Source organism: Leuconostoc sp. C5 (assembly GCF_056530425.1).
This window is the reverse complement of record NZ_CP134351.1, coordinates 1,836,989-1,863,180: the sequence shown is the minus strand read 5'-3', so window position 1 is coordinate 1,863,180 and position 26,192 is coordinate 1,836,989. Positions and strand designations below refer to the sequence as shown.

General features: G+C 34.1%; 27 protein-coding genes and 1 tRNA gene. 13 read left to right on the top strand and 15 right to left on the bottom strand.

The annotated features are described in order from the left end of the window. Window positions 1-54 precede the first annotated feature (54 nt). From RHP56_RS09485 to RHP56_RS09475, 3 genes are all read left to right on the top strand, one after another. Window positions 55-142, top strand: a tRNA-Ser gene (locus RHP56_RS09485). Between the two features lie 296 nt (window positions 143-438). Next, window positions 439-777: a hypothetical protein gene (locus RHP56_RS09480; protein ID WP_102753599.1), complete on the top strand. Its 339-nt coding sequence runs from the start codon at window positions 439-441 to the stop codon at window positions 775-777. Continuing rightward, window positions 770-1,150, top strand: coding sequence for a hypothetical protein (locus tag RHP56_RS09475; protein WP_102753600.1), 381 nt, complete (start codon window positions 770-772; stop codon window positions 1,148-1,150). The genes RHP56_RS09480 and RHP56_RS09475 overlap by 8 nt, the downstream gene beginning before the upstream one ends. A gap of 1,180 nt (window positions 1,151-2,330) precedes the next feature. Here the strand turns inward: RHP56_RS09475 and RHP56_RS09470 are convergent. The 6 genes from RHP56_RS09470 to RHP56_RS09445 all read right to left on the bottom strand — a co-directional run bounded on the left by RHP56_RS09470 (window position 2,331) and on the right by RHP56_RS09445 (window position 6,813). Further along, complete coding sequence (locus tag RHP56_RS09470; RefSeq protein WP_258984278.1) at window positions 2,331-3,800, bottom strand: hypothetical protein; 1,470 nt, start codon at window positions 3,798-3,800, stop codon at window positions 2,331-2,333. Between the two features lie 50 nt (window positions 3,801-3,850). Further along, the gene (locus RHP56_RS09465; protein ID WP_462794695.1) at window positions 3,851-4,195 is read right to left on the bottom strand and encodes a hypothetical protein; all 345 of its coding nucleotides are present in this window, start codon (window positions 4,193-4,195) and stop codon (window positions 3,851-3,853) included. Between the two features lie 43 nt (window positions 4,196-4,238). Then, window positions 4,239-5,015 (bottom strand): hypothetical protein, encoded by a 777-nt coding sequence (locus RHP56_RS09460; RefSeq protein ID WP_462794694.1) that lies wholly within the window; start codon window positions 5,013-5,015, stop codon window positions 4,239-4,241. A 173-nt stretch (window positions 5,016-5,188) separates the two neighbouring features. Further along, window positions 5,189-5,602: an ImmA/IrrE family metallo-endopeptidase gene (locus RHP56_RS09455; RefSeq protein ID WP_258984276.1), complete on the bottom strand. Its 414-nt coding sequence runs from the start codon at window positions 5,600-5,602 to the stop codon at window positions 5,189-5,191. 250 nt (window positions 5,603-5,852) lie between these two features. After that, window positions 5,853-6,194: a hypothetical protein gene (locus RHP56_RS09450; RefSeq protein ID WP_011680457.1), complete on the bottom strand. Its 342-nt coding sequence runs from the start codon at window positions 6,192-6,194 to the stop codon at window positions 5,853-5,855. 79 nt (window positions 6,195-6,273) lie between these two features. Beyond that, complete coding sequence (locus RHP56_RS09445) at window positions 6,274-6,813, bottom strand: GNAT family N-acetyltransferase (RefSeq protein ID WP_102753696.1); 540 nt, start codon at window positions 6,811-6,813, stop codon at window positions 6,274-6,276. Between the two features lie 309 nt (window positions 6,814-7,122). Between RHP56_RS09445 and RHP56_RS09440 the strand changes: the two genes are divergently transcribed. Beyond that, window positions 7,123-8,292 (top strand): DUF2075 domain-containing protein, encoded by a 1,170-nt coding sequence (locus RHP56_RS09440; RefSeq protein ID WP_102753695.1) that lies wholly within the window; start codon window positions 7,123-7,125, stop codon window positions 8,290-8,292. A 51-nt stretch (window positions 8,293-8,343) separates the two neighbouring features. Here RHP56_RS09440 and RHP56_RS09435 read toward each other — a convergent pair whose 3' ends face one another. The 4 genes from RHP56_RS09435 to RHP56_RS09420 form a co-directional block, all read right to left on the bottom strand. Continuing rightward, the gene (locus tag RHP56_RS09435) at window positions 8,344-8,859 is read right to left on the bottom strand and encodes a ClbS/DfsB family four-helix bundle protein (protein ID WP_050884399.1); all 516 of its coding nucleotides are present in this window, start codon (window positions 8,857-8,859) and stop codon (window positions 8,344-8,346) included. A gap of 94 nt (window positions 8,860-8,953) precedes the next feature. Next, complete coding sequence (locus RHP56_RS09430) at window positions 8,954-9,457, bottom strand: DNA topology modulation protein (RefSeq protein WP_102753694.1); 504 nt, start codon at window positions 9,455-9,457, stop codon at window positions 8,954-8,956. A gap of 178 nt (window positions 9,458-9,635) precedes the next feature. Continuing rightward, a complete protein-coding gene (locus tag RHP56_RS09425) occupies window positions 9,636-10,244 on the bottom strand; it encodes a TetR/AcrR family transcriptional regulator (protein ID WP_011680453.1) in 609 nt (202 codons plus the stop codon). 342 nt (window positions 10,245-10,586) lie between these two features. Next, entirely contained in the window at window positions 10,587-11,135 is a 549-nt protein-coding gene (locus RHP56_RS09420) for a GNAT family N-acetyltransferase (RefSeq protein WP_011680452.1), read from the bottom strand. Window positions 11,136-11,538: 403 nt separating this feature from the next. On the opposite strand from RHP56_RS09420, the gene RHP56_RS09415 reads away from it, so the two are divergent. Then, window positions 11,539-13,155: a leucine-rich repeat protein gene (locus tag RHP56_RS09415; protein WP_102753693.1), complete on the top strand. Its 1,617-nt coding sequence runs from the start codon at window positions 11,539-11,541 to the stop codon at window positions 13,153-13,155. A gap of 62 nt (window positions 13,156-13,217) precedes the next feature. Here RHP56_RS09415 and RHP56_RS09410 read toward each other — a convergent pair whose 3' ends face one another. Continuing rightward, window positions 13,218-14,156 carry a multidrug resistance efflux transporter family protein gene (locus tag RHP56_RS09410; protein ID WP_059442613.1) on the bottom strand — a complete coding sequence of 313 codons (939 nt, stop codon included), beginning with the start codon at window positions 14,154-14,156 and terminating at the stop codon, window positions 13,218-13,220. A 197-nt stretch (window positions 14,157-14,353) separates the two neighbouring features. Between RHP56_RS09410 and RHP56_RS09405 the strand changes: the two genes are divergently transcribed. Further along, a complete protein-coding gene (locus RHP56_RS09405; RefSeq protein ID WP_102753692.1) occupies window positions 14,354-15,715 on the top strand; it encodes an aminotransferase-like domain-containing protein in 1,362 nt (453 codons plus the stop codon). Between the two features lie 144 nt (window positions 15,716-15,859). On the opposite strand, the gene RHP56_RS09400 is transcribed toward RHP56_RS09405, so the two are convergent. Beyond that, complete coding sequence (locus RHP56_RS09400; RefSeq protein ID WP_010292026.1) at window positions 15,860-16,477, bottom strand: TetR/AcrR family transcriptional regulator; 618 nt, start codon at window positions 16,475-16,477, stop codon at window positions 15,860-15,862. A gap of 123 nt (window positions 16,478-16,600) precedes the next feature. On the opposite strand from RHP56_RS09400, the gene RHP56_RS09395 reads away from it, so the two are divergent. The 6 genes from RHP56_RS09395 to RHP56_RS09370 all read left to right on the top strand — a co-directional run bounded on the left by RHP56_RS09395 (window position 16,601) and on the right by RHP56_RS09370 (window position 23,283). Then, window positions 16,601-19,348: a YhgE/Pip domain-containing protein gene (locus RHP56_RS09395; RefSeq protein WP_102753724.1), complete on the top strand. Its 2,748-nt coding sequence runs from the start codon at window positions 16,601-16,603 to the stop codon at window positions 19,346-19,348. Window positions 19,349-19,367: 19 nt separating this feature from the next. Then, entirely contained in the window at window positions 19,368-20,492 is a 1,125-nt protein-coding gene (locus RHP56_RS09390; protein ID WP_011680447.1) for a M24 family metallopeptidase, read from the top strand. A gap of 150 nt (window positions 20,493-20,642) precedes the next feature. Then, window positions 20,643-21,398 (top strand): helix-turn-helix transcriptional regulator, encoded by a 756-nt coding sequence (locus tag RHP56_RS09385; RefSeq protein WP_257999870.1) that lies wholly within the window; start codon window positions 20,643-20,645, stop codon window positions 21,396-21,398. 123 nt (window positions 21,399-21,521) lie between these two features. Further along, the gene (locus RHP56_RS09380) at window positions 21,522-21,962 is read left to right on the top strand and encodes a hypothetical protein (RefSeq protein WP_042250607.1); all 441 of its coding nucleotides are present in this window, start codon (window positions 21,522-21,524) and stop codon (window positions 21,960-21,962) included. Between the two features lie 166 nt (window positions 21,963-22,128). Next, complete coding sequence (locus tag RHP56_RS09375; RefSeq protein ID WP_180970319.1) at window positions 22,129-22,527, top strand: helix-turn-helix transcriptional regulator; 399 nt, start codon at window positions 22,129-22,131, stop codon at window positions 22,525-22,527. A gap of 495 nt (window positions 22,528-23,022) precedes the next feature. Continuing rightward, complete coding sequence (locus RHP56_RS09370) at window positions 23,023-23,283, top strand: SemiSWEET family transporter (RefSeq protein WP_014325152.1); 261 nt, start codon at window positions 23,023-23,025, stop codon at window positions 23,281-23,283. An 85-nt stretch (window positions 23,284-23,368) separates the two neighbouring features. Here RHP56_RS09370 and RHP56_RS09365 read toward each other — a convergent pair whose 3' ends face one another. The 3 genes from RHP56_RS09365 to RHP56_RS09355 all read right to left on the bottom strand — a co-directional run bounded on the left by RHP56_RS09365 (window position 23,369) and on the right by RHP56_RS09355 (window position 25,352). Then, window positions 23,369-24,376 (bottom strand): anti sigma factor C-terminal domain-containing protein, encoded by a 1,008-nt coding sequence (locus RHP56_RS09365; protein WP_180970320.1) that lies wholly within the window; start codon window positions 24,374-24,376, stop codon window positions 23,369-23,371. After that, entirely contained in the window at window positions 24,369-24,860 is a 492-nt protein-coding gene (locus tag RHP56_RS09360) for an RNA polymerase sigma factor (protein WP_102753726.1), read from the bottom strand. The genes RHP56_RS09365 and RHP56_RS09360 overlap by 8 nt, the downstream gene beginning before the upstream one ends. 189 nt (window positions 24,861-25,049) lie before the next feature. Continuing rightward, window positions 25,050-25,352: a bacteriocin immunity protein gene (locus tag RHP56_RS09355; protein ID WP_050891928.1), complete on the bottom strand. Its 303-nt coding sequence runs from the start codon at window positions 25,350-25,352 to the stop codon at window positions 25,050-25,052. A gap of 157 nt (window positions 25,353-25,509) precedes the next feature. On the opposite strand from RHP56_RS09355, the gene RHP56_RS09350 reads away from it, so the two are divergent. Next, a complete protein-coding gene (locus RHP56_RS09350; RefSeq protein ID WP_102753547.1) occupies window positions 25,510-26,130 on the top strand; it encodes a GNAT family N-acetyltransferase in 621 nt (206 codons plus the stop codon). The last annotated feature ends 62 nt before the right edge of the window (window positions 26,131-26,192 follow it).

Sequence of the window (26,192 nt, the reverse complement as noted above, 5' to 3'; positions counted from 1 at the left end):
GGCATTTTGGGTATTGCTATCCGTTCTAAATTCTGGTATATTAGTTATTGTTATGGAGAAGTACTCAAGCGGCTGAAGAGGCGCCCTTGCTAAGGGTGTAGACGTGTTAAAGCGTGCGAGGGTTCGAATCCCTTCTTCTCCATTTAGCATTTCATGGCGTTGCATAAGGTTTCAAAAACCTTGATGTAGCGCCTTTTCTTATGAAAAACGTTGCACTGTATTTCATAGCATTTCACACAAAATGGGAAACTTTTTGGGAAACATTTTAAATACGCAAGTAAGCAGTGTAACGGCATTTAAGCCGTTTTTTATTTGGAGAAATGGTACAAAAACAGTACATACTGTCATGTTCCTGTATTAAGTGCATAATTGTATTTAATATACGCATAAATAGTTGTTATAATTGCATATATACATAAAAGATAAATAGGAGCATATATGACGACCACATGGACTAATCGTGAAATATTAAAAAGCTATTTTCGAGGTATAATAGATTTACAGATTGAGTACATGAACAATTATCCAGATATGAATAACGATTATAGACGTGAAAATGAAGCTTTTATAAAGGCAGTTAAAACAGCTTTAGATGAGTTTAGTTGTAAACTGTCGCCAGAGTTAAAAGAGATGTATGTAGCCAAGTATAGAGACAATAAGCCGTTTATAGAGTTCTATAATGTTGTAGCGCCTACTGGTTATATTATGGCTTTAAACAAAGAATTAAACGCATTAGTCAGCAAGATAGAACGACCTAAGGAAAGATTATATGCGTGATATACTGATAGTAGAAACAAGTAATTTAGATATTCTAACTGACTATTTTACAGAAAGATACACAGCTTACTTGGATTACATACAATATGCTGACGAACCTGTTACTGATAAAAAACGTTTTGTATTAGAAGTTATGAACAAATTAGATCCATTGGTTAATAAGATGGAATCAGAGCTGTTAAGTATTTACGTTGATAAATACAGGACACATAAACCTTTCACGTTTTACGCTAATAACTTGGCACAACAGGCCATCATAAATTCACTTAATAAGAAATTGAGCAGACTGGTTAAAGACATTAAAAGGCCACAAATAATTTGTAAATGTAAGTCAGCAAGTTTGCTATCACAGAATGTTATAGCTACCCCGTAAGCATTACAAGCGTAGTGCTTTTTTGTTTACAATAAAAAACACCCCCGCCCCTATGTTGTGGGAGGGAGCGTCACAAGGTGGCGTCCTGAAATATTACGAATGCAGAAATCAAAACTTTTTATATGGTTATTTTTGAATTTTGAATGCTGATATAAAGGCATTTCTCACTAAAAATTGGCGTTTAAGGGTAGCACAAACATGCCACAAAATTGTTGATTTTGATGTAACTTTTTGTTTTGAGGATGACCACATATCTATAAAAGTAGGGTAGGAATAAGGGGTACTTTTTACGGTAGTTTGGGTGAAAAGTGACTTAAACCCTTGTGGCTGTAGTGCCAAACTGTCCCCGTTTTAGAAATCAATACGCTTTAAACGTTGATATAACGACATTCCTATATCTCATAGTAGATTTTATAAACGCTATTATATCAACGTTTGTGGCATAGCCCCCCTATAAAAAAGTTTTCAAAATTCAACATTTTTATAAGACGACGATATGTGTACGCTCTTTAATCTAACGAACAAGGGCGGGGGTATTTTGTATTTAGCTAACCTGATTAGCAAATTACTCGCTATCGTTTGAAACGATAGCGAAATCCGTTGTCAATATAATTGATATCGAGGTCAATCAGATTGACAGCGAACAGTGTTTATAAAACCACGGTTGTTAGAATTGCTGTTACATTCACACCTAAAACATGACGACACATAAAAAGGGGTCGGTAAAATACAGATACCTGACGTAGCAAATTGCGACACCAGCTTAAACTAAATACATATGTTATTGAGTTGCATATGATAGTGTATATCTTACTAACAAAACACAAGTGTAGGTAAAGCTATGGTTGTTCATATTAGCCATGATACATTTAATAAGTTTCATCCCCGAACACGTTCGTATAGTATATTTGCTGATATTTAATACACGCTACGTAAAAGACGGAGATTAGTATACAAACGAGTATATTTATACTAAAACAATTAACAACGCTTAAAACGGCTCTCACAGATTAATAAAATATATAATAAAAAGGCACGAACTAGATAATATAAGTTCTTTCCTAATTTTCCATGCTATTAATGGATATATGGGAATGAAGTACCAAAATCTTGTTACTTTACATTTTTTATGGGGTTTGGGAGTTGCAAATACAATTTTGAATGAAGGTGTAAATATAAATTAATATTCAAAATGTAATAAATTTGGTTCATTAGTAGTTATAGCAGTAGCATTTTCCATAATGTTATTGTTAATAAAAATAGTATTTACATTGTCCATATCAAAATCATAAATTGTTGCCACAAAAGTTTGATTTTCACTGAAGTGTTTTTTTAAAATATTGGCTGTTTTTTCAACATTTCTTTCTTCCACTTCTCTTCCGTGAGGTGAGTCCAATACTATGGGATTATGATCATTTAAAATATTATCGATTTGGCTTACATACGCCATTTTAAAACTGAATACAATATTATGTAATACTGTGCCACCCAGTGATTTTAAATTACTTGTAAACAGATAATTATTTCTCTTCTTTTCTATTGAGTCTAAAACATCGAGTTCATCGGCAAACAACAAAATCTTTTGCTCTAGATTTGTTGCAACTTGTGTAGTGTTAATGAATGTGTTTACAACCTTGTTTAGTTTATTGTTTTCTTTCTGTAATGATTTAATGTTTTCATCTAAAACTTGTTGATCTATCTCTTCAACATGAGCAGATTTCAAACTGTCGATTAGATTAAATTTATTTGATTCAAATAACTTAGTTTCATCTTCAGCGTAAAGTTGTCTTTCTAAAGCATCTTTTTTGAATTGTAATTTTTTTAGTTCTGTATCTAAAAATGCAATGCGAGCACGAATATAATCGTAGTTTTCGGCAAAATATTTAATGTTGTCCATAGAAACAGGAATAGACTTTTTTTCGTTATATGGATCTTGAATACGTAATTTCATTTTTCCTACAAAACGTTTAAAATTTGCTTGCTCGCGTTGGATTTTCTTAATATCATTGATTTCCTGTTTTTTCATCGATATTTGAAATAAAATGTTACTGTGCTCTTTTAGAACGATTTTAGAAGATGATTCTCCTTGTGTTTGTTGACTGTTTTCTTCACCTAGCTCTGTTATATTACGAATAACTTTCAACTTTTTAATTTCTTCGCTTATGAGTTTGCTTTGCCGTATTGTTGATAAAACATTTTCGTATTGTTGAGATTGTTTAGAGGAATCATTTGTCAATCCCAATATTAGTTCATCAATATTAAAGTGAATATTGCCAATTACAGTCCCTCGATTAAGTAAAGTCCAACCTTTATCTTGATCTAAATAAACAGCTCCTAAAATATTTTGAAGTAAAAATGTAGAGTCGGTTTCCCAAATGTTAGAAAGTAGTTCATTCTCTTGCATAGGTAATGAATATGGAGTCTGATCACCGCTATTATTTTCTATAATAGCCATGTTTTTTGAAGGGCGAAAAATTGTTAGCGTATCACCATTTTTAAGAGTGATTTTAATGTATGTTTTTATTTTAGTAAAGGGAAATTTTACAGTGCCAGGCACTTGGTATCCTAGAGCAAAAAACATAACTCTTAATAAAGTACTTTTTCCAACACTATTTTTTTCACTTTTTATAATATTATGTTTTTCAAACATAAATTTTTTTCTATGGTCATTATGTTCGATTATCAACGAGTTAATATACATTATGATAAACCTGTGCCTTTTTTTATTTTAGAAATATTTCTTGATTTTAACACTACTTTATGAGTCAGTATTTTGGCAATGATTCGATACTCATCTGCTGTAAAAGTATTGTTATGTTTTTTTAAAACGGGTATTAGGAAGTCTATTTCTTTTAAAATAAAACTCCTGATAAACTGTGCATCAACTGTAACATTATTTGCTATTTTGAATTTTTCAAAATCATCTAAAATAGGCAAAAATATTGAATGGTTTTCAGAAATGTTTTCTATGAAATCACCATAATTAGTTGTAATTAATTCAACGTCAAATTCATCTTCGTCAATTCTCGTTGCAATATTGGTCATCGGAATGTTTCTCATTGTAAAAATAAATAAAGGATTAATAATATCAATTTTTTTTATTTTTGCCCGATGCATTTTTATAAAAAGATGAGATGTAATAATCAAAAAGATTTTTCTTCAGTCCAGAGGAAATCTCCATTTCTGCTAAATCAATTAAGATTTCTATTTTATCAAATAATGTTTGGTACTGAGTTGCATCGTTTGCACCTGTATCATTAATGGTAGCTATGATAAATTTTTCCCAGTCAAAAAATTTATCGTTGTATTCATAACCGTTGCCTTTGTTACTATCGTGTAACCATAATTGAGCCTGCATAAATTGATATGCAATCTTTTCTTGGGCAGATTGTGGTAAAATAATAGCATTTTGTTCAATTAATTCTTTTTTGAACGAAAAATAAGCTTCAGAATTATCGAATTTTATGGGATCTTGAAAATTACATGCATAAACTAAATTCGAATATTTTCCCTTTGTTTCAATAGATGTAGTGAGTAAAGAGGTTAACGCTTTTTTTAGGAAATCCATACGTTTTGGTGTTTCAGATAGTTCGCTATGTTTTACTTGAATATACTTTGGAAGCACATTATTATTAAAATAGACTTCTATATCTTCCTTTTCACCTTCAACTTTTATATAATCTAGATTCATGATTGTATCTAGAGCGCATATAATAGCAGTTATTATTTGAAAATACCATCCGGCCGCACTAGGCACTGCTGTTGAATTCTTCACATCTCTATTTCCAAGCGTTTTTATATCTTTATCTAGGATATTGAACTCATCGTCACTACGTTTATCTTTTATATATTGTTTAATGTCCATATTATATTCCATATCTGTATATAAAAATTTTTAATTCTTTAAATTATGACATATTATATTTGTCACTTTTTTAATAGCACCAACTAACAACACAAAAGAGTATGGTATCTTAGATGAATATTTTTTAATATTTGACGTTACTAAAAGAATCAGTACTACAAAAGTAAAAACTATTAATTAAGTTGTTTATGAAGTGTTGAAATGTAAATGTTTTTTAAAACAGCACTCTCAAGCGACATAGGTATACCAAAATACGCCATGAAGTCATAGATTTTACTGTATCTGTCTGTACTTTCATCAAAGTAGAAGTCAGCAAGCATTTTTAGTGCATAAGCATTAGCACTAATTTCTGCATCATTTTTGGCCAAAGGAGAGAAAGCATAAGTTTTGTGTTGTTCGCCATTCAAAATATGTTGTAACTCGTGAAACTTCCTAAAAGGTAGTGAAAACTTTGTCTTAAAGTTAGGATTAACAATAATCAGGTTATCAGACGGCAGAGCAACATCTGGATCATATATAGACCCGTTCATTTCAGTAATCACAATCTTGTCATGGTTACTCCTAGCAACGCTATAGTCTTCTACCACGTCATTAAAATAATCTAACGGGGATGTATAGTCGAGGTATTCATATATTTATTTTCTTTCCTCACGCAACATCTTAACGAATGCAAGAATAGACTTTTTATAGTCCTCTGATAGCTCCTTACCCTCAAAAGACATGATTAACTCATCATCTGATAAATTAACTCGCTTTTTATTATGGTCCACTTATTGACGGGTTTAAAATTTTTTGTTGATTTTTCTCTGTGCAAGCACATCAAATAGGATGAGACTACTAATAGTTATTTTGATTTAAGACTGATGAGAAAAGAACCACGAAAAGTAAAAAGTATAGTACTAATATGGCGATTGTCAAAATAAACTGCACCAATCCAGCACGATTCCATGTGGCCTGGACAGCTTTAAATGTTTCGACGTCTGTGTAATCACCTTTTTGCCAGGCCCATTCATTGCCTTTAAATCCACAAACAAAGATCCAAATGAAATTAAATAAAGGGATTAGGCATAGTAAAGGTAAATAAGTTTTGTTACCAATTCCCCAAAATATGTTATACATGAAGGCGCCCCAGTTCCAACCTTTAATCTCAACAGGTACAATTTTACCATTCTCATCCATAATCATTCTCCTAATTCTTTTAACGTGAGTCATACACGTTAACTTGTTTATGTATGCACTCAATGAGTGCTTTTATTTTTTATTGTTGCCTTGCATACCAGTCTTCTTGGAAAATCGCATAATAGTCTATATCAACCCATTTGCCGTTGTAAAAAATTTCATTTTTGTCTGTGCCTTCCTTGACGAATCCCGCTTTAGTGTAGGCTTTTACAGCGCCAATGTTGAAGGGGTATACTGAGAGCTTAATTTTGTGCATATTGAGATTATTAAAACCGTAACTCAATATTAGGGATAGAGCTTCGGTGCCATATCCCTTTGATCGGTCTTCCTTTTTGGGGAAGCCAATCCCAAGTTCGCAGGAATGATTGCGTACACTGATATCAGATAGATCGACAAACCCAACTAAACTATCATCACTAACTTTTCGAATAGTAAATTCAACATTTTCGTAGCTGTTGGAAGCATCCCTAAATATTTTTTCCCAATCTTCCGCGGTATAAGGGTGAATCATATCACTAGCTAACGGCGTTACAAAATCTTCGTCCCATTGCCAACTAGCTAACTTTTTCCCATCTTCTTCGTGGTAATGCGATAGTTTTACATTGTTACCTATAAACATGTTTTTCTCTTTTCTTTAATATGCATTAGTGAGTTTCCTATAAACAATTAAAGAAATATGCGGCCTAGTTCATCTTACTTGCAGTCATAATGCAACTCCGTTGATACATCTTTTATCGTGGATAAGTATTTGCACGTTGGTATTTGGAACAGTTTACTTTGCTTATATAGTATCAAATAGTAAAAGGACACAAATACTATTAGAAAAACCTTAAATAAATGTTAACATGATGAAGCTGATGGGAATAACAATAAAATCTGATGTTTCCTTACTAAGTCTGTATAATAAATACAATAGGAGTGAATCGCAATGAATAAAATTTTAAAAGATCAGTTCATGATTGATCAATTATCTGATAACCAGAAAGAAACCATTACAAATATAAACAGTTATATCAACAAGAGCATTAAAGGGAATCAGCATGCTGTGGCAGTTATTCAAGGGGCTGCCGGCACGGGTAAATCAGTTGTTTTAATGAATTTAGTCACAAAATATATGACGAATAAACGTTATAAAACCGCGTTAGTTGTTAATCATCCCGAATTATTTAAAGCTTATCAAGACCTTGCCCATGATATTCCCGGCATGAAAGAAAAGGATATCTTACGTCCCACAGCACTCATTAATCGTGCCCAGAAAAACAATTGGAAATATGATGTTATTTTCGTAGATGAGGCACATTTATTATATTCAAAACCAGAGCCTTATGCACACTATCGAGGTGAGAACCAGCTCACAGATTTAATGAACTTAGCCAAAGTTGTTGTGGTGGTCTATGATTTTGCACAAGTTTTTCAATCTAAAATGTACTGGTCACAAGATTTATTACGTCAGACCGTTGGTAGTCATCCATACCGACAATTTGATATGGATTTTCAATATCGTATGGTTGCTAGTTCAGAACAGGTACAATGGATGGATGACTTAACAGCACAAAAGCCATTGATGTCTTTTCCTCGTAATAGTGATTTTGACTTTAAAGTATTCTCAACAGCAGGGGATTTATATGAGGAAGTTAAAGCTAAAAATCGCGAAGTTGGGTTGAGTCGTGTAGTCGCAACTTCTGGATTTCCACGCATCAATGGGCGTCACAATGTTGAGATGGACACCTTTTCTTTACCTTGGGATGAATGGGATCCACAACGTACACACTGGGCTAAACGTGAATCGTCTATTACACAAGTAGGCACAATTTATACGTTACAAGGATTTGATTTAAATTACGTGGGCATGATCATTGGTCCATCATTTGGCTATGATGACAAAACCGATAGCATGACTATTTTGCCAGAAAAATACTCACATAAAGAGATTTTTAAGAAGCGCAAGGACATCAAATTTACAAGCAAAGAATATCAAGATTTTATTGCTAATGTTTTGAATGTTTTAATTAAACGTGGCAAATATGGTATGTATTTAACAGCTTATGATGATCAACTAAGGCAACGGTTGGTCGATTTGTATCAAAATGAACGTTAAATTATAGTAAAAAAAGCCATGATAACAGTATATGTTATCATGGCTTTTTGTTTATTTAATCAACGCTAATTTTTTCCACTTACGAATCTTGGTTCTAAAAGTTTTAAAAGGTGCTACCGAGTTGATGTGAATCCATTTCCATACTGGCCACTGGGCTGGAGTAGTTGCCCACTTTCGCTTATTGGGCTCAAATAAAATGTCATCTGGTAAAGAACTTACAAGTTCACAAAGTTCAATAACACGTCTGTTTAGTAAGTTGATCTGTTCTTCAAGAGAAAGGTCAGCATAATCATCATAAAATGATTGATAGAGTCCGCCTAAATTATTCCATTTATACCCCTTTGCTGGCACAAAGACATCTTGACCAGCTATTTCATCTTTTTCCCAGTTCAATAAGGCGGTAATCCATCCTAACTGGTATGAAATATTTTCGCTTGGTGTGCGATCAACATCTTGTATCCGTTTATTGCTAAGTGAATTTGGAATATTTGTAAATTCATCAATGTACTTTTTATAACTGGTTTTGATGGCCTCGTTTAATGCGGACTTGCTTTCATATGATTTCATCGGATAGCGTTCTTTCTATAGTATGATGGATTATTTGAGCGACCTGATGCAACATTTGTTTTGATTACATATATTTGTACGTTTTTTGTAAAACTTATAATTGATCCAAAAATTTTTCTATCTGTTTTTTGTTTTTTAAGATAACAATATTTTTAGATTGATCTATCGTTTCAAACATGTTCATGATTATAACTTTTTGTTTATTGGGAAATTGCCAAATCCACTTGAGAAAATCCCAATCAATTTTTTCCGAGCAATCGTCTTGCATATCTGGACGTGAGGTACCTCTATACTGCAGAAGACGTTTAAAAACTTGATAGATACATACAAATCGACTTCTATCCAAGAATACAATGGTATCGGCAGCAGCAACTCTAATATCTAGTGTGCCATTATAATTACCGTCAATAATCCAGCTATCTTGACGCACTAAATTGTTAACAATGATGGCTTGTTCAGGTTTTGGCGTCATTTGCCAATTCGGTTTCCACAACAACTTATCTAAGTGAAAAGCTGTAATGTTTAGTTGTTTGCTCATTTTGCGTGCTAACGTTGATTTTCCAGCACCGCCTGAGCCAATTAATAAAACTCTTTTCATGATTTCCCCTCACATTGCTTACTATTATAACTTTAAAACGATCAAATATAAATGACATTGTTGGGAGAAAAAATCAACTGTGATGAAAATTAGAGGTCATCAAAAGCGAATATAGAATTAGTAAAAGTGGAGCTCAGCTTTTTATGAGTCACTGTAGTATAGGAAAAGAAAATTCTAATTATGCTGGTTGATAAACAGCAAATAATCGGCTTTGAATTAAAATTTTTGCTACATCGCTTGGCGTTTCAGGATTAGCTTTTTGTAACCAATGATCAATGATACTGACAAGGCTACTGGTCAATAACTCAATTGTGTAGTCACTTGGTAAGGCTTGCAATATATGGTCACTAGTATTTGTGTATAGCTTTTTAAACAATTGGTCGAGAAGGCAGTTCATTTTGTAAATAAATTGTTTATCACCGTTTTCGGATAGCAGGGTTTGAAAGAAAAAGCGGTTATTACCCAGATAATTGAAAATATTAATCAAACTAAAATATGGTGAGGAGGGCGTAGATAGTATATCATCTGAGGGATTGTCTAGCCAAGAAACTGTTTTACTAATTGTTATGGTGGAGAGTGTTTCAATGTGTTTTAATAAATTATTTTCTACTTTCTCCAAGAGATCATATTTATCCAGAAAATATACATAGAACGTACCACGGCTGAGGCCAGCTTGTTGAGTAATATCTGATATCGTTGTATTAGTAAAACCTTTTTGGTGGACTAGACTTATAAACACTGTGGTAATCTTTGTTCTGGTCAAGTTTTTCTTATCTTGTCTATTCATGCGTATATCCTTTTCCATAAGTATCAAAAATCAAAAGTTCGTTGTAAGTAAGTTTAAGTATTTGGTATCTGAATAAAACCTATTTGATGTGTTACCAAGAGTTATCATAACACCAACATTTAAAGCATGCAAGTAATTGCTTTCTTTAAATGTTGGTGTTGTCAGGCCGCGAATAAACAATGATAAGTAAAGGGAAAATTGTTCAAAAAAGTAGTTTAGCAGTTGTATCACAACAAAAAAATTTGGTGTTAAGATGTATTAACGCTGAATTGCGATATTTATAATGAGATAGAAAAAACGCGGGATAACATTATGTTATTTCGCGTTTTTTATCCATGATTATCATTGATACTCATTTTGGGAAGTATACCAGTCATTTTGGAAGATGGCGTAATGGTCAATATCGACCCATTTTCCATCATAGAAGACTTCGTTTTTAAAGGTACCTTCTTTGGTAAATCCATTCTTTTTGTAGGCTTTCACGGCTGGTGTGTTAAATGGATAGACGGTGAGCTTAATTTTATGCATATTCAAATTGTTAAAACCATAATCTAAGATTAAGCTCAAGGTTTCAGATCCATAACCTTTTAAACGATCTTCCTTTTTAGGAAAACCAATCGCTAATTCGCCAGTATGATTGCGTATGTTGAGGTCAAACAAGGCAACAAATCCGACCAATTCATTATTCTCTGTTTTTCTAACAGTAAATTCAACATTTTCTTTGCTTTTAGATGAACGTCTAAATATATTTTCCCAGTCCTCAGCAGTATGGGGGTGAATCATATCATCTGATAATGGGTTATTGAACGCATCATCCCACTGCCATTCAGCAAATTTTTTACCGTCGCCGTCATGATAGTGTGATAGTTTTACTTTTTTTCCTATAAACATGTCTGCTTTGATCTCTCTTCTTTAAATTGTCATGAGCTTTATGATCTGCAGCAACAATTCAAACGTGATGCAGATTAGTTATCTTTATTTGCAATCATATGCGACTCCATATTGTCAACACCTTTTAACGTGAATAAGTTGTTGCACGTTCGTATTTAATATATTTTAATGATACCAAATATAGCAACAGATTAAAATATATTAATTTAATATATTATTAACCTATCAATTGCTGAAAGATGTATTGATGAATAATGTGATTTATAATAAAAGCAGATATAAGAAAATTCTGATTATGTGATGTTGTATTTTGCTTTAACAGTGCTTAGTCAGTTTTCTATCGTAAAACATGTTGTGAAGGAGTTTTATTGCAGTACGGAATGGGTAGAGGAGGAATCAATGTATGATGTATAACGATGACGCGGTTAGAGAAACTGGGAGCAAATATCTTTTGATCAGAATGATGTTTATTATGTTGATTGTTGGTGGTGCATTGTGTATCAATAGCACGATCGTTCATGCTGATGGTGTGCCACAGCCGTCTCTCAAAATAAAAAATGGAGTCTTGTATGGTTTTTCGGACAATTCATCACAACATACAGGTGCAAAGGTTGTGATTCCTAATAATGTTACCAGTATTGCTAGCACTGCTTTTTACAATCAAGGCATTACGAGTGTTGATTTTAGTTCAGCAACTAACCTAAAATCTATCGGAGATTTTGCTTTTGCTAAAAATCGTTTAACAGCTGTGCAGTATCCTAATCTAAATGATAATAATTTAGGATGGTATATTTTCTATGACAACGCGATCAGCTCAGTCACGTTTGCTAGCGGTGTGACACATATTAACGATGGTGCCTTTGCCAAAAATACTAATCTGACATCGGTCACCTTTCCAGCAACAATTACATCAATTGGTGATTGGACATTTGCCGGTGATCGCTTAAAGACGGTTGATCTAACAACGATAAAAAATACGAATAGCTTAAGTGTTGGCTCCGGAGCTTTCTATGGAAATCAAGCCTCACATGTTGCGGTGTTGTCCAATAATGTATTAGATAGTAGCGGTAATCATCCGGTTCGCTGGTATGGTTATGAAACTTTTGGACAAAATACTGGACAAGCGGATGCCGTTGCTAAGCAATATGCATTGAAGCATCAATCTTATGGGAAAGGAGTATCTGGTAGCATAAGCAACCCACAAAGTTTTACTTATGATCGCAATAATTCCACAATAGTGACAGGTGTTAAATCAGGAGTCGCCACACTAGGTAAAACTATTGTTATTCCCACGAATGTGACAAAGGTTGCTGCTAATGCGTTTAAATCACTAGGCATTACGGGCGTAGATTTCTCCAAAGCAACAAATCTGAAACAGATTGGTAACTTTGCTTTCTATGATAACCAAATTTCAAACACATTAACTTTACCAAACAGCTTAAATGCTGATATATCCGGTATTGGCTGGTACGCATTTGCGTCAAACAATATAGCAAAAGTTAATTTACCAAATAATAGTCTGACAGCATTGAATGATTTTGTGTTTGCTAGTAATCAGCTTACTAGTATCAATTTGCCAAACACTTTGAAAACAATGGGGGATGGTACCTTCATTGATAATCAAATGACAAATATAATATTACCATCTAATATTCAAAGGGTTGGTTCTGGATGTTTTGCGGGTAACTTAATTAGCAGTACACGTGCAACAGAACTAACTGCTACAATTAATAGTACAAATTCCGAAAAAAGTTTTTCAGCCGTATTATATCCTTTTGGTATAACTGATACTAATCAGTCGCAAGCAACTAGTACGATTAAGAATCGTTTTGTAGAAATGAATGATGGCACTTGGAAGTACTTAGACAGCAATGGGGTACCTTTAACAGGTAAGCAGATTATTGACGGGCATACCTATTATTTTAAATCTGATGGTACACAAGTAAAGGGCTATTCTATTAAATTCAAGGACGGTAGTGTCCACTATTTTGATTCGAATAGCGGCTATATGTTGAACTAAAACGCCATCGTTTACTATTGCGTTTTGATAAAATAAGCGCTGTGGTTGATGACTCGGGAAGATTACTTACGCAAACTAATTCCCAGTATGCCTACTATAATTACTAGGACACCTACGAGTTCCCAACTGAGTGAAAAGGGGTGATGGAGAAAGATTGCACTTAATAGGATGGAAAAAACGAGTTCCATCGCTTGAGTAGCTTCAACCTTCGATAACGATTTGATTTCTCGGAATACTAAGGAAGTTGCATGAAAAAATATAGCGGTCGCTATAATACCAGAAAATAGTGCCACTAAAAGAGTAGACACCATTGTTTTGGCACTAGGGGCACCACTAATATAGAAACTAACAAACGCCAAGAAAATCCATGTTGGGTAGGTACACAGTAGCATGCCCCACATTCTTTCGAGACCGGTAACTTTTGGCGCAGTCATCATAACTTTTCGGTTCCCAAGTGGATAACAAATAGCCGCAACCACTATCGCTAGTATTGATAAGTATATTTGGTTAGAAATGCGAATGGCACCCAAGTACTGGAGGATAGTTAGGAAGACACCTAAAAGAATAGTGAACATCCAAGGTAAACTTTGCCAAGGAAAAGGAATCTTTTTTGAAGGCTTACCGATATTTAGTAAAGGCGTTGTTAAAACACCACAAACAATAGTTACCTGCCAAACACTGGCGATTAGCCAACCAGGCAGATAAGTACTAGCTAGGCATAACGGAACATAAAATAGAACAAAACAGAAGTGGCTCCAGACCCACCAAGATAGAGGCTGTTTGCGTATTGATTGGTTAACTCGCCTAAAGGATCCGCCCAATGGAATGAATATCAAAGCAAGCATCGGCAGCATCCATAAATATCGTAAGGAGGCAGACCAGAGCCAAAACCCATTTTTATTAGCAATAACTTCATTAAATATAAATGTAAGAGAGAAGAAAAAAGCCGCTATCACGCCTAATATAATTGCTTGCACACTCTTTGATAACTTATTCATCATTCAATGTAACCTCACTCTCTCAATGGACAATTTATAAGTATAAGGCTACCAGTAATTAAATAAGCATACAATAAAAAAATTGTATGCCATATAATTTTTATTGTGCATAGATTAGTGTATACTGATTTTTAATGAACAGATATTTTAGTGGTTACAGGTGTTGATGTTGATAAATTTTATTTAGGAGGCTGAACGGGGTGAATGATTATGAATTGTCATGGGTACCGAGCAAGTTACCACTTGAGAAACCTTTCTATAAAAGTATTTATCAATCCTTATATGATGATATTCTGACGGGTGTCCTTAAGCCACACGACCAGTTACCCTCGCAACGTGAATTGTCATATTTTTTGGATATTCACTTCACCACAGTGACACATGCCTATGATCTTGGTTTGAAAAATGGCTTATTATATACCGAAAAAGGGCGAGGTACTTTTATATCGCCTAATGGCATTTCTGATCATACTATTCAAGGAAAAGAAGGCGTAAATGATTTAGGTATTTTGAATGTAACTTCAGTTGAAAATAGTTCAGCAGAATTTTATGTGAAAGAAGCTATTAAAAATATTCCCGTTAAAAAGTTACTACGGTATTTCACAAATTCATCCTTAGATGAGAGTTATGCTAGGGCAACACAAAAATGGTTTGAATATTTAAAAATAGATGTATCTGACGATATGGTCAGTCTAATAACAAATGGCGGGCAGAACGCACTTGCCATCATTTTAACAGCTTTATTCAAACCTTCAGACACTATAGTTGTGGATGACTTCACATATTCTAATTTTATTGAATTAGCTAAAACGTTACATATTAAGTTATTGTCAATTTCACAAGATGACGAGGGGATGAAGCTTGATCAGTTGGAAGACATGTTGACAACGCATGTAGTTGCTGGTGTTTATGTCATGCCTTTTCGGTCGAATCCCACTAATGTTGCCATGTCTATTACGCGGCGCGAAAAGTTAGCATCGCTAAGCATTAGCCATAATTTTTTAATCATCGAAGATGATTACTTACGATACTTGGATGTTGAAAAAACGAAAGCCATAATTAACTTGGCACCGAGTCATACAATCTACTTATCTAGTTTCTCTAAAATAGTTGCTCCAGGAATTCGCGTAGCGCTGATATTGTTTAATAAAAAGTTTGAGCAGAAAATAAAGCATTCATTCACAAATCTTAATTTACAGGAACCAACCTTAGATTTTGAAATTATTAAGCATTTAATTAACCATGACTTTGTTTTAAAGATAATTGATAGCCAAATGAAGCAGATAAAAACTAGTTTAACTTTATTTGAGAACATCTTTGAAACAAAGGCGCCGTTAAGTCCATTTCAATGGGTTAAGATAGATTCTGCAATTAATATTAAACAAGTGAAAGAGCGTCTGGACAAGCTAGGAATACATGTATTGTACAGCCCGCAGTTTCAAGCAGGTGGTTGGAAATCAAATAACGACTATTTTATTAGAGTATCGATAACTGCCATTAATGATTTAGTAAAACTAGAAAAACTGTTGCTAACCATTAAACGTACGATTTCGTCGAGCTAAGCTTATAATTCGTGTCATTGATTTTGAAAAAATAAATATAAAACAAAGAGAATATGCTAGTCACATATTCTCTTTGTTTTATTAATTGCGGTGTCATTGTCACTTTAGGGAAAAATGACTGAGACTTGATTTGTGTTACAAAAATTATTTTACCTGGTAAGCAGCCAGTATACGACTTCTAATCAAAATTTCGGCAATTTCAGCTGGAGATTCAGGGTCATCTTTTTGTAACCAATGACCAATAATGCTAATGAGCGAACTAATTAATAGATCATGTGTATAGTCACTGGGAATAACTTCATTACCATCTTTAAAAATATTTTTGTAATGTGAGTCAATTTGTTCATCAATCAAATGACGTAACTTGTAAACAAATTGTGAATCACCATTCTTAGAGAGGAGTGTCTTAAGCGTAAAACGGTTTTTATCGAGAAAATCAAAAGACTGAATGAAACTACGATACGGTGAATAGGTATCTAACTCAGCCGATAGTTTATTATTATCAACATCGTCTAGCCAAGATATTGTCTTATCTATATTAATTTGCATTAGTTTTTCCATATTAGTTAGTAAATAGGTCTCAATTTTTTCTAATACATCGTATTTATCAAGATAATAAATATAAAAAGTGCCACGACTTAGTTTTGCTGTTCGTGTGATGTTGGAGACGGTTAAGTTATTGAAGCCTTTTTCGCTCACTAATTTCACGAAAGCGTCCATAATTCGTTGCTGTGTTAATTTATTTTTTTCCTGCCGATTCATACTATTCTCCTCATAAAATTAGACAAATCCCTTAGTACTTGTACATTGATTTATATATAACCAATGCTAATATAAACTATAGCTACAAAAAAAGCAACACGTTGTTAAAAAAAGGGGAGTAACATGCTCGGAATAGAATGGAAAAAAATATGGAAAAATAAATTTATGGTGGTTGTTCTAATTGCTATTGTGTTGATTCCGTCAATTTATGCGATTGGGTTTCTGAAATCGATGTGGGATCCTTATGGCAAAATTAAAGATTTGCCCGTGGCAGTTATCAATGAAGACAAATCTGTGCATTACCAAGGAAATAAATTAGCAGTAGGAGCTAAGTTAAAAGATAATTTAGCGGATTCAGATGCGATGAAGTTTAGTTTTCCATCGCAAAAAGAAGCTAAAAAAGGATTGTCCAATGGCAAGTACTATATGGTCATGACAATTCCAAAGAACTTTTCTAAAAATGCGACAACATTACTGGACGCGCATCCCAAAAAGATGTTAATTCACTATACAACAAGCTCAGGGCACAGTTTTATCGCTGGAAAGTTTTCAAAATCAGCGGCTGAAAGCATTACAAACACAATTTCCAAACAAGTGACAAAGACCTATGCTGAGACATTGTTTAAACAAATTAAAACGTTAGGCAATGGTATGGGCACAGCGGCTAACGGTAACAAAAAGTTAGTAGATGGAACTGAACAATTACAATCTGGAAATCAGACGGTCACAACAAATCTACGGACACTTGCTTCAAGTGGTTTAACTTTCAGTAATGGTACGAATACACTGACAGACGGGTTATCACAATACTTTAGTGGTGTGAGTCAACTTGATGCAGGAAGCTCAAAGTTAACTGCTGGTTTGGGACAATTAGGTGAAAAAATGCCTACGTTAAGTAATGGTGTTTCACAATTATCTACAGGATCATCGAGTTTAAACAGTGGTTTGCAGCAATATACAGCAGGTGTGAGTCAACTCAATACTGGTGCCAATGCTCTTAATACTGGTGCGCAAAAATTAGCTCGTGGTAGTAGTAATTTAGCTACTGGGGTGAATAAATTAACTAACGGATCGAGTTCTTTGACCAAAGGCGTTAGTGCATACACAACCGGAACAGACGAAGCGTATAAAGGAAGCCAAAAAGTTTCCGATGGCTTGACACAAATGAATGAAGCTTTAAATAGTGACGACGCCAAAAACAAAATGACGCAATTGCAAACAGGGCTGCAAAGTTTTCAGACAGGCTTGAACCAGTTGAAGACCTCGTTGGACAACAGTAATCAAAATACTGAGCAAATTACTAAATTAACAAGTAGTATGAGTAGTCTTGCAGCAAACGTTACTACGATTAGCAATTATATCAGCGGTACGCAAAGCAAAATCGAATCTGTGGCTAAAACACAAAAGCTAACTGACACGCAAGTCAGTGCATTAGAAACGGCACTATTACCAACAGATGACATTAATGATTCACTCAAATCAGCAACAACAAATTTAAGTGAATTACAGACTAACTTAACCACATTAATTAAATCAAGTAACACAAGTATGTCACAGTTAAAAGCAGCTGTGAATACACTAAACACTAGTTATGGGACTAGTGACGATACAAAAACGCTGTATGGTGGCATAAGCAGTTTGGTTGGCTCACTTAATAAGGTCGGTGATTCAACTGCGCAATTAAGTACTGGGGCAACAAAATTAACTAGTGGGCTGTCACAACTGAGCGGGAAATCAGCACAGTTAATTAGTGGTTCAACACAGCTACAAGAGGGGCTTGAACAACTTAATACGAATGTACCCTCACTCACTAGTGGTATTGAAAGCTTAGCTAGCGGTAGTTCTAAGCTGAGCGATGGTACCCAAAAGTTGTCACAAAACAGTGATAAGTTAAATGCTGGATCCCAAAAAATTAGCAGCGGCTTATCATCACTAAATGAAAAGATGCCTGCTTTAGGTTCAGCAACGTCAAAGTTATCGTCAGGAAGTAGTCAGTTAACGTCAGGACTGGATAAATTGGCTGCTAATAACAGCAAGTTGTTAAGCGGGTCGACTCAATTAGCTAGTGGTGCCACAAAGATAGCAGATGGCAGTGCTAAGTTGGCTGATGGTTCAGCAAAACTTGGTGATGGGCTGACGAAAGTTAAAGATGGGAATGCAACGCTTGCTGACAAGCTAGGTCAAGCAAACAACAAAGTTAATAAAATTAACTCAAATAAGTTAACCTATAATCAATTAGCTACCCCAGCAAGCACCAAGCATGTGGAAAAAGACAAAGTTCCTAATAATGGTACAGCTATGGCACCTTATATGTTGTCAGTGGCATTGTTCGTTGGTGCCGTTGCCTTTAACTTGATGTTTGATTTAGTGACACCTCTAAAGTATCCTAAAAAGGCTATTAGTTGGTGGGCAAGCAAAATGTCTGTGCTTTATCCATTCGCATTTCTGCAAGCAGCAATTATGTACTTTGTTTCTATTAGTATGATTGGCATCAAACCAGTTCACTATGTCGCAACTTTCTGGGTACTGATTCTGGTATCATTTACCTTTATTAATGTCGTAACATCCCTTAACTTGTGGTTTGGTAAAGTTGGTTCATTCCTGGCAATGATTTTGATGGTTATTCAATTAGGTGGTTCCGCAGGAACATATCCAATTCAATTGTCAAATGGTTTCTTTGAAGCCATACACCCATATTTGCCAATGACTTATTCAGTCAATGCACTGCGAGAAACGTTGATGATTGGTGGATCCGCTAAAAGTGATGTGATGGTTATGTTTGGCATATTTGTTGCCTTTACATTGATTATGATTGGTTTCTATATGTTCAAGCAATTAAAAATCAAGAAGATTAATTATAAGCACAGTTAATATTTAAAAAAAGGAAATTATGAGTATACTCAGTGATGAAATAAATAACCGCATCCAAAATTGCCAAAGATTCTTGCAAGAAAAAGAGTTAAGTGCATACGCAGTAACAGATGTAGAGGACATATGGTATCTGACCAATATTGATTATAGCCCTGAGCAACGGCCGTTTTTCTTAATTATTTATCCAGATAAGAAACCTTTAATGCTGGTACCAAAATTAGAAGAATCACATATTGATGTTGACTATTTTGATTATGATATTCAAACGTATTTTGATGTTACGTCTGAAGTTGGTCAAAACTGGTACGAGGTGGTTACAAAAAAGTTTGACGGGTTGGATAAAATTGGTATCGAAAGTAATGCGCTTTTAGAAATAACTGCAAAGGCACCTACAGTAGATTGGCAACCAAATGATATAATCAAAAAATTACGTGAAATAAAGAGTGCTTACGAAATTGACAAAATTTCAACGACTGCAAGAGTATGTAGTCGAGTTGTTCGTGCAACGTTAGGCCAAGTGAATAACGACTCCAAAGTGATAGACCTTTATAACCTTCCGTTTAAGGTAGTTGGTAAAGAAATCGCGGATAATTTTAGTCTCACAAATAGAGTAACAAACGGTGTATGGCCGTCAACTTATAGTTTCATGCCCCATAGTATTCCTGATATGGCGGCAACAGTTGATCATGGACCAAATGTTAACGTCGCTGTGTTTAGATTAGCGGGCTATGCTGCCGAATGTGAACGTACCTTCTTCATGGAGAAACCAACAAAAGAAGAAGAATTACACTTTAATCAGATGATGACGGCTAGAAATATAATGCTCGATATGCTGCGACCTGGTGTTAAGGCATCTGAAGTAGAGACAAAAGTGCGAGATTACCTTATTGACCAGCATCTTACGGCTAACATTCTTCATCGACCTGGTCATGGCATCGGATTAAATAACCATGAAGAGCCAACTTTATCATTAGGTAATGACACAGTTTTGAAAGAAAATATGGTTGTATCGGTGGAACCAGCAATTTATTTTGAAGGTCAAGGCGGTTATCGACATTCAGACACGGTGTTGATAACGAAAGATGGTTATAAATTACTAACTAACGCACCGGTTACTTTGGAAGAATTAACCGTCGAGAATTAATTTAAAGAGTGTTCAACTCAATATGAGTTGAACATTCTTTTTATCTATCATTGTATTGAAATGCCCTCATATCAACATGTTAAAGAATACTTGCTCGATCTTTACGTGACAATTTCGTATACTTAAGTTTGTTATGAAAGGGGAAGCGACATGGAGCTCGGTCAAAAATTAAAAGAATGTAGATTAGCATTAAATAAAACACAACAACAAATGTCCACAGAATTGCATGTTACGCGGCAAACGGTGTCACATTGGGAGAATAATGATACTTATCCGAGTTTGGATATGTTGGTTACGTTGAGTGATTACTTAGGTTTTTCTTTGGATACAACGTTAAAAGAAGAGGGGACAGATATGATTGATAGCATTAATAAGGAACTGACAGCGGGAAAAAGATACAAGAAAATTGTGTGGCAACTAGCTATTTTAGCAAGTGCGTTTTTATTTTTTATCGCTATATTAACTTATGGGCGGGCGACACAAAATCAATTAATTGACCGGTTTAATCCCTTTCTAAAAGAAACGTATGGCTACGCACTGCTACCTGAAAAAGTTGCCACTAAGAAAGTTAGGGGAACACAACAAAGCACAGATGCGAATGGAAAAACCACGACTAAAAAAGTGGTCTTGGATATGTCCCAACCAGTAGATGCCTATGTATATAGTGACATTTTTGGTGCGGGAGAGTGGTTGAAGTTTCAAGTTGGAACTATTCCTAAGGGATATAATTATGCTGTTGTGTTGCATAAAGGATCCTACGTGAAACGTGCTCGATTAATTACAAAGGACCAAGTACCAACTTTGTATCGCAGTAATATAGGTAGTGAGGATCAGTATTTAAAGTATGACAAGAAAAATTTTGGACCGCGCAACTCAATTAATCCATTTTCGAACAACGGCGTTTAGAACTTTTAAGTAGATAGTTTTTTAAAGCTTTTTATTAAAGGGACTTTTTTGTTTTCTGTTTCCTATTTTTCAAGATAAAGGTATACTGTTAGTATTCAATGTTTATCAGAAAGGTATCAGACAATGGCTGAGAGTGAAAAAGTAGAATTCAAAACATTAACAAGTATTCTTAAGAAACTTGATATTAGTAAAGCTACGTATTATAGGAGAGCAAAGGCTTGGAACATCAATCCTAGTCAGCGTGAATTTACACAGGAAGAACTAAAAAATCTCGAGTCAATGCCTGAAAATGTTGATAATAATCATTCTGATGCTGTTTCAGAAAGTGTCAAGACTTTGTCAGAACAACTCAAGACAAAAGATGAACAAATTAAACAACTTCATAAATTACTCGACCAGCAACAAACGCTATCTCTTGACTTACAACATAAAATTGACGTAAAAGAACAGCAATATCTTGAAGTTTCAGACACTTCTGAGTTTGTATCAGAAATTGATAACTTAAAAAATGAATTGCAAAAAGAGAAATCGAAAGGCTTTTGGGCAAAAGTCCTGAAAAAATAAGCGCAACCTACTTAATGCTTGTTATCGAGGTATAATATGTATCTTACGCAATCTGTGTTTGCGCATTTTTATGTTGCAGATTGCTATTTTCACTGATTTAATTGCTATCGTTTTACAAGATTCTGTTGAATAATTAAGGTATTAAATACACTTAGGAGAGTAAATTATGGAGATACAGTTTCCGATACAGTTAAAAAAATTACGCACTAATTTGGATATGTCTCAAGAAGATGTTGCTGGAAAATTGTACATATCGCGTCAAGCTGTTTCTCGTTGGGAGTCTGGAGATGCAACCCCAGATATGAGCAACTTAATTAAGTTGGCTGAAATATTTGATTGCTCGCTTGATACGATTGTTTTAGGCATTGAACCAAAAGAGGACAATATCGAGGATAAAATAGATAAAAGTGAATTTGTATTTGATCCACGTAAGGGAAAATATATTCGTAGAAGAAGCGAGCACATGAATTTCTGGGAGTTTGCAGCGGCTTATTGGTGGGCAGCTATACCGATATTAGCAATTCTTGGTGGTACGATTCCTGATATTATTCAAGCACTTAAATAATTTTTTTTGAATTTCCATCTGCGGAGTATTAATTAGGCTATGTGTATTTTAGATAACAGACTGTTGCAATAATTATTAAGTTGATTCAATTTATTGTAATTGTTTTTTAGTAGTAACAATATAAATTAAAATTGCCATAAGACGAGGATGACTATTTATATGTGTTATTGGGCGGGTTGGGCAATGATTAGTCGCGGAAGTGTCCCTAATAATTGTCACTCTTGATAAAGGAATCCTGCATAAATTGAAAACTATGCTACACAAATTTTATCTAAACCAGAACAACCAACAAAAATATTCTTCGACCCTGATGTACCACGCAACTCTACTGGTAAAGTAAAGCACATTGAATCGGACGAACAATTATTACAATAATCATAAAAAACATCTTTCATTGTGAAAGATGTTTTTTGGTTAGGTTCCATTACAAACGATTGTCAATTACTAATTTTTTTTTAATCAATGGTATAATATATCAAGGAGTTATACTAATACATGAAAAATAGAATACATAATTTTGTTGGATCTATCGGAGCGTTAATTGGAACAATGGTTTTTATAGCCTATATTCCACAGATAATAGCAAACTTATCCGGTGACAAAGGGCAGCCATGGCAGCCTATTGTAGCAGCTTTTTCTTGTTTGCTTTGGGTTGTTTATGGATTAACTAATGACCCTAAGAGGGATTATATATTGATTATTCCTAATACAGCAGGAGTTGTGCTTGGTACTTTGACATTTATTACATCTTTTTAGTTATTATATAGCTACTTAATGTATTTTTAATAAAAGTACGCAATTTTTAATAAAGAATTGTGTGCTTTTTATTATTTTAGGTAATCTATTTCAATGGGGTTTCATAAGGAACAATTGGTGTTGTTAATCCGACATTGCTTGCAAAAACGAAATTCAAATCATCTAGACTTTTCAGATTATCAGTTTTACCAGTGACAATAACACCACTGAATTTCGCGGTGCTTAAGTTTGAAGATAGTTGTGATTTAATTGATGAGATATAGTTTTTGTCGGAAATATGCGACGCCAATTGTAAGGATATTGAGTCAGTTAACGCTTGTTTCAATCCCTTGTAGCCAGTGTAGGTATTTTTTTTTGTACTACCTTCCTGCAAAGAACCTTTCCCATCATCGCTAGCATTCAAACCGATATAATTGCCAGCGCTTGCTATTGTTGATGTATTACTATTTCCGAAACCTACCCAATAATAATTAATCATGACATTATCTGGAATCATTTTTTTTATTTCACTATAAGAATAAGGTTTATCAAATGTTAAAGCTACTTCTGCTAATGTGTTTTTCATTGTAGATAATGTTTTTGCTTCATGCGTGGGTGGTGTATATAACGTGGGTTTTTTTGAATTTTTATATATTGACTTAGCAGAACGACTAAAAAATATTGGTTCTTTTTCTTGTGTTTTCGTGTTTTTAGCAATAATCGAAGGGTTGGCTTTATAAACATCAACGTCATCTCGGGAGAAAGTCTGCGTTCCAGATAGACCAAATTGTAAAGTTTTTTCAGGATAGTAGATATGATAGCCATCAATATTTTTAATCCGGGTTTCAGTTATTGTTGATTTTGTCCATGCGATGGCAGTAGTATGTTGTCGAGTTGTGAATATATTTGGTGAAAAAGCGATATTTTCGATATTTAGTTTTTGATTTTGTAATTGTAATTGCTTACTCATAGTATTGGATACAAATAAATTTGCGCCGACAAGAATGATAAGAAACACGATGATTGTAGATAAAGAACTAATAAGTATGCCTTTGAGCGTATTTTTTGTTTTGGTTTTTTTGATTAATTTTTCAAATGTTTGATTATCATTCATTTTTATATTTCTCCAATAATTTTTTGAGATGCGTTCTCGTTCTAAATAAATCAATTTTAATTTTAGCTTGGCTAAAATGCAGTTCCTTAGCAATGAATTCAATACTACGCAGTTCATTGTATTTTAAATAAATGAGCTGTAATTGATAATGACTGAGTTGATTGAGTACTTCGTAAGGTAATTTATTATCACTTAACTTTGTATAGTCTGTGTTTGATTTTTCCGTATGGTTATATAGTTCATGCAAGATGTTATCATATCTTTTATTTCGTCTATGTTTGTCATAAAATTTTGATAGCGCAACTTTATAAATCCATGGCCGTAGTTTATTCTCTTCTAAAACAATATTTGCTTCGATTAATTTAACCATTACGTCTTGAGCAATATCTTCGGCATCCTGTGTCTTAGCGCCTTTTTTGACTAAAAATCGAACAACTTCCTGTGCAATATTTAGAACTATGTTTTCATATTGATTAATCTCCATTATTTTCTCCTGTTATATATATAACGAATAAGGGGACAATTGGTTACAAAATGGGGTTAAATATTTATTTTTTGATGAAAAAATTAAAAACGTAAAAAAGCCTCTGTATAAATGCATAACTGATCAAGCAGTCAGTATTTATATAGAAGCTTTTTTTATTTTAAGCTAACGATAAATGGACCCAAGCAATTAGAACCATACAGGTAACAGCATGGCAGACATCGCGATGCTGTCGTACACTGTGGCGTCTCTTTTGATTTGATGATGAAGTTCGATTGCTGCTTCGGGTAATTGAGTTTTTGTTATCCAATAGTATTGAACAAGAGATTTAACCATTTTAGTAGCCACTAAGCCGGTATTTTGCGTTTTAGTCAACTCCTGTGCGTAATTGAAAATCATTTCTCGTAGTTCTGGTTGATTTTTAACATCCTCATCAGAAAAGGCGACACTCATTTGATCCAACATGGTTTCAACTTTTTCATCTTTTTGCATAGTTTTAAAATTCCCCTCAATTAATAAACGTTGTTTAATTAATGCTATTATTACGCTAAAGTGTTTTTCTGTCAATAATCTCATTTTTAAAGGCGACACTTTGTTGGGTTTATGAGATAATAAACTACAGTTTACTTTAAAAATATTGGAGAATAGAATGATTATTAGAACAGCTACACTGGAAGACTTGGATCATGTTACTAAATTGACATATGATGCTTTCCATGATTATCCTCTATTTAATGTCTCAACTGACAAGCCTCAATTACAGCAAGCACTATATTTTTTATTGTATTTAAATACGCTAGCGAATATTAGGCGTGAAGATTGTTTCGTTTGTGTTGAAGGGTCAGAGATAGTTGCTTCCTTTATTTTGAAAGCACCACAACAGCACCAGATTAGTTTTTGGACGTATGTTAAGGTTGGTGGATGGCAACTGCCTTTTAAATGTTCTCCTAAAATAGCCGGACGTATCATGCAAAATCTATCTCAATCAGATGATGTCATGCCCGAAGAATTTGGAAATTTTTGGTACATAGATACATTGGTTGTTTCACCAAAATATCAAGGCCAGAAAATAGGCTCAAGAACGATATCACAAATTATTGATATGGTTGAAAAAAGAGGTGGTAAAGATCTATGTTTGATTACTAATACAGCAATCAACAGTGTTTTTTATCAGAAAAATGGCTTTAATGAAGTCACTAGGTCGTCTTTTACTTCATTCGGACAAGTCAATGATACTTGGGTATTTAAGTACGAGTATACAATTGGATAACAAAATTTTATTTGAGCGAAAATAAAAAGAACTGCTGTGATTTATTTTCATAGCGATTCTTA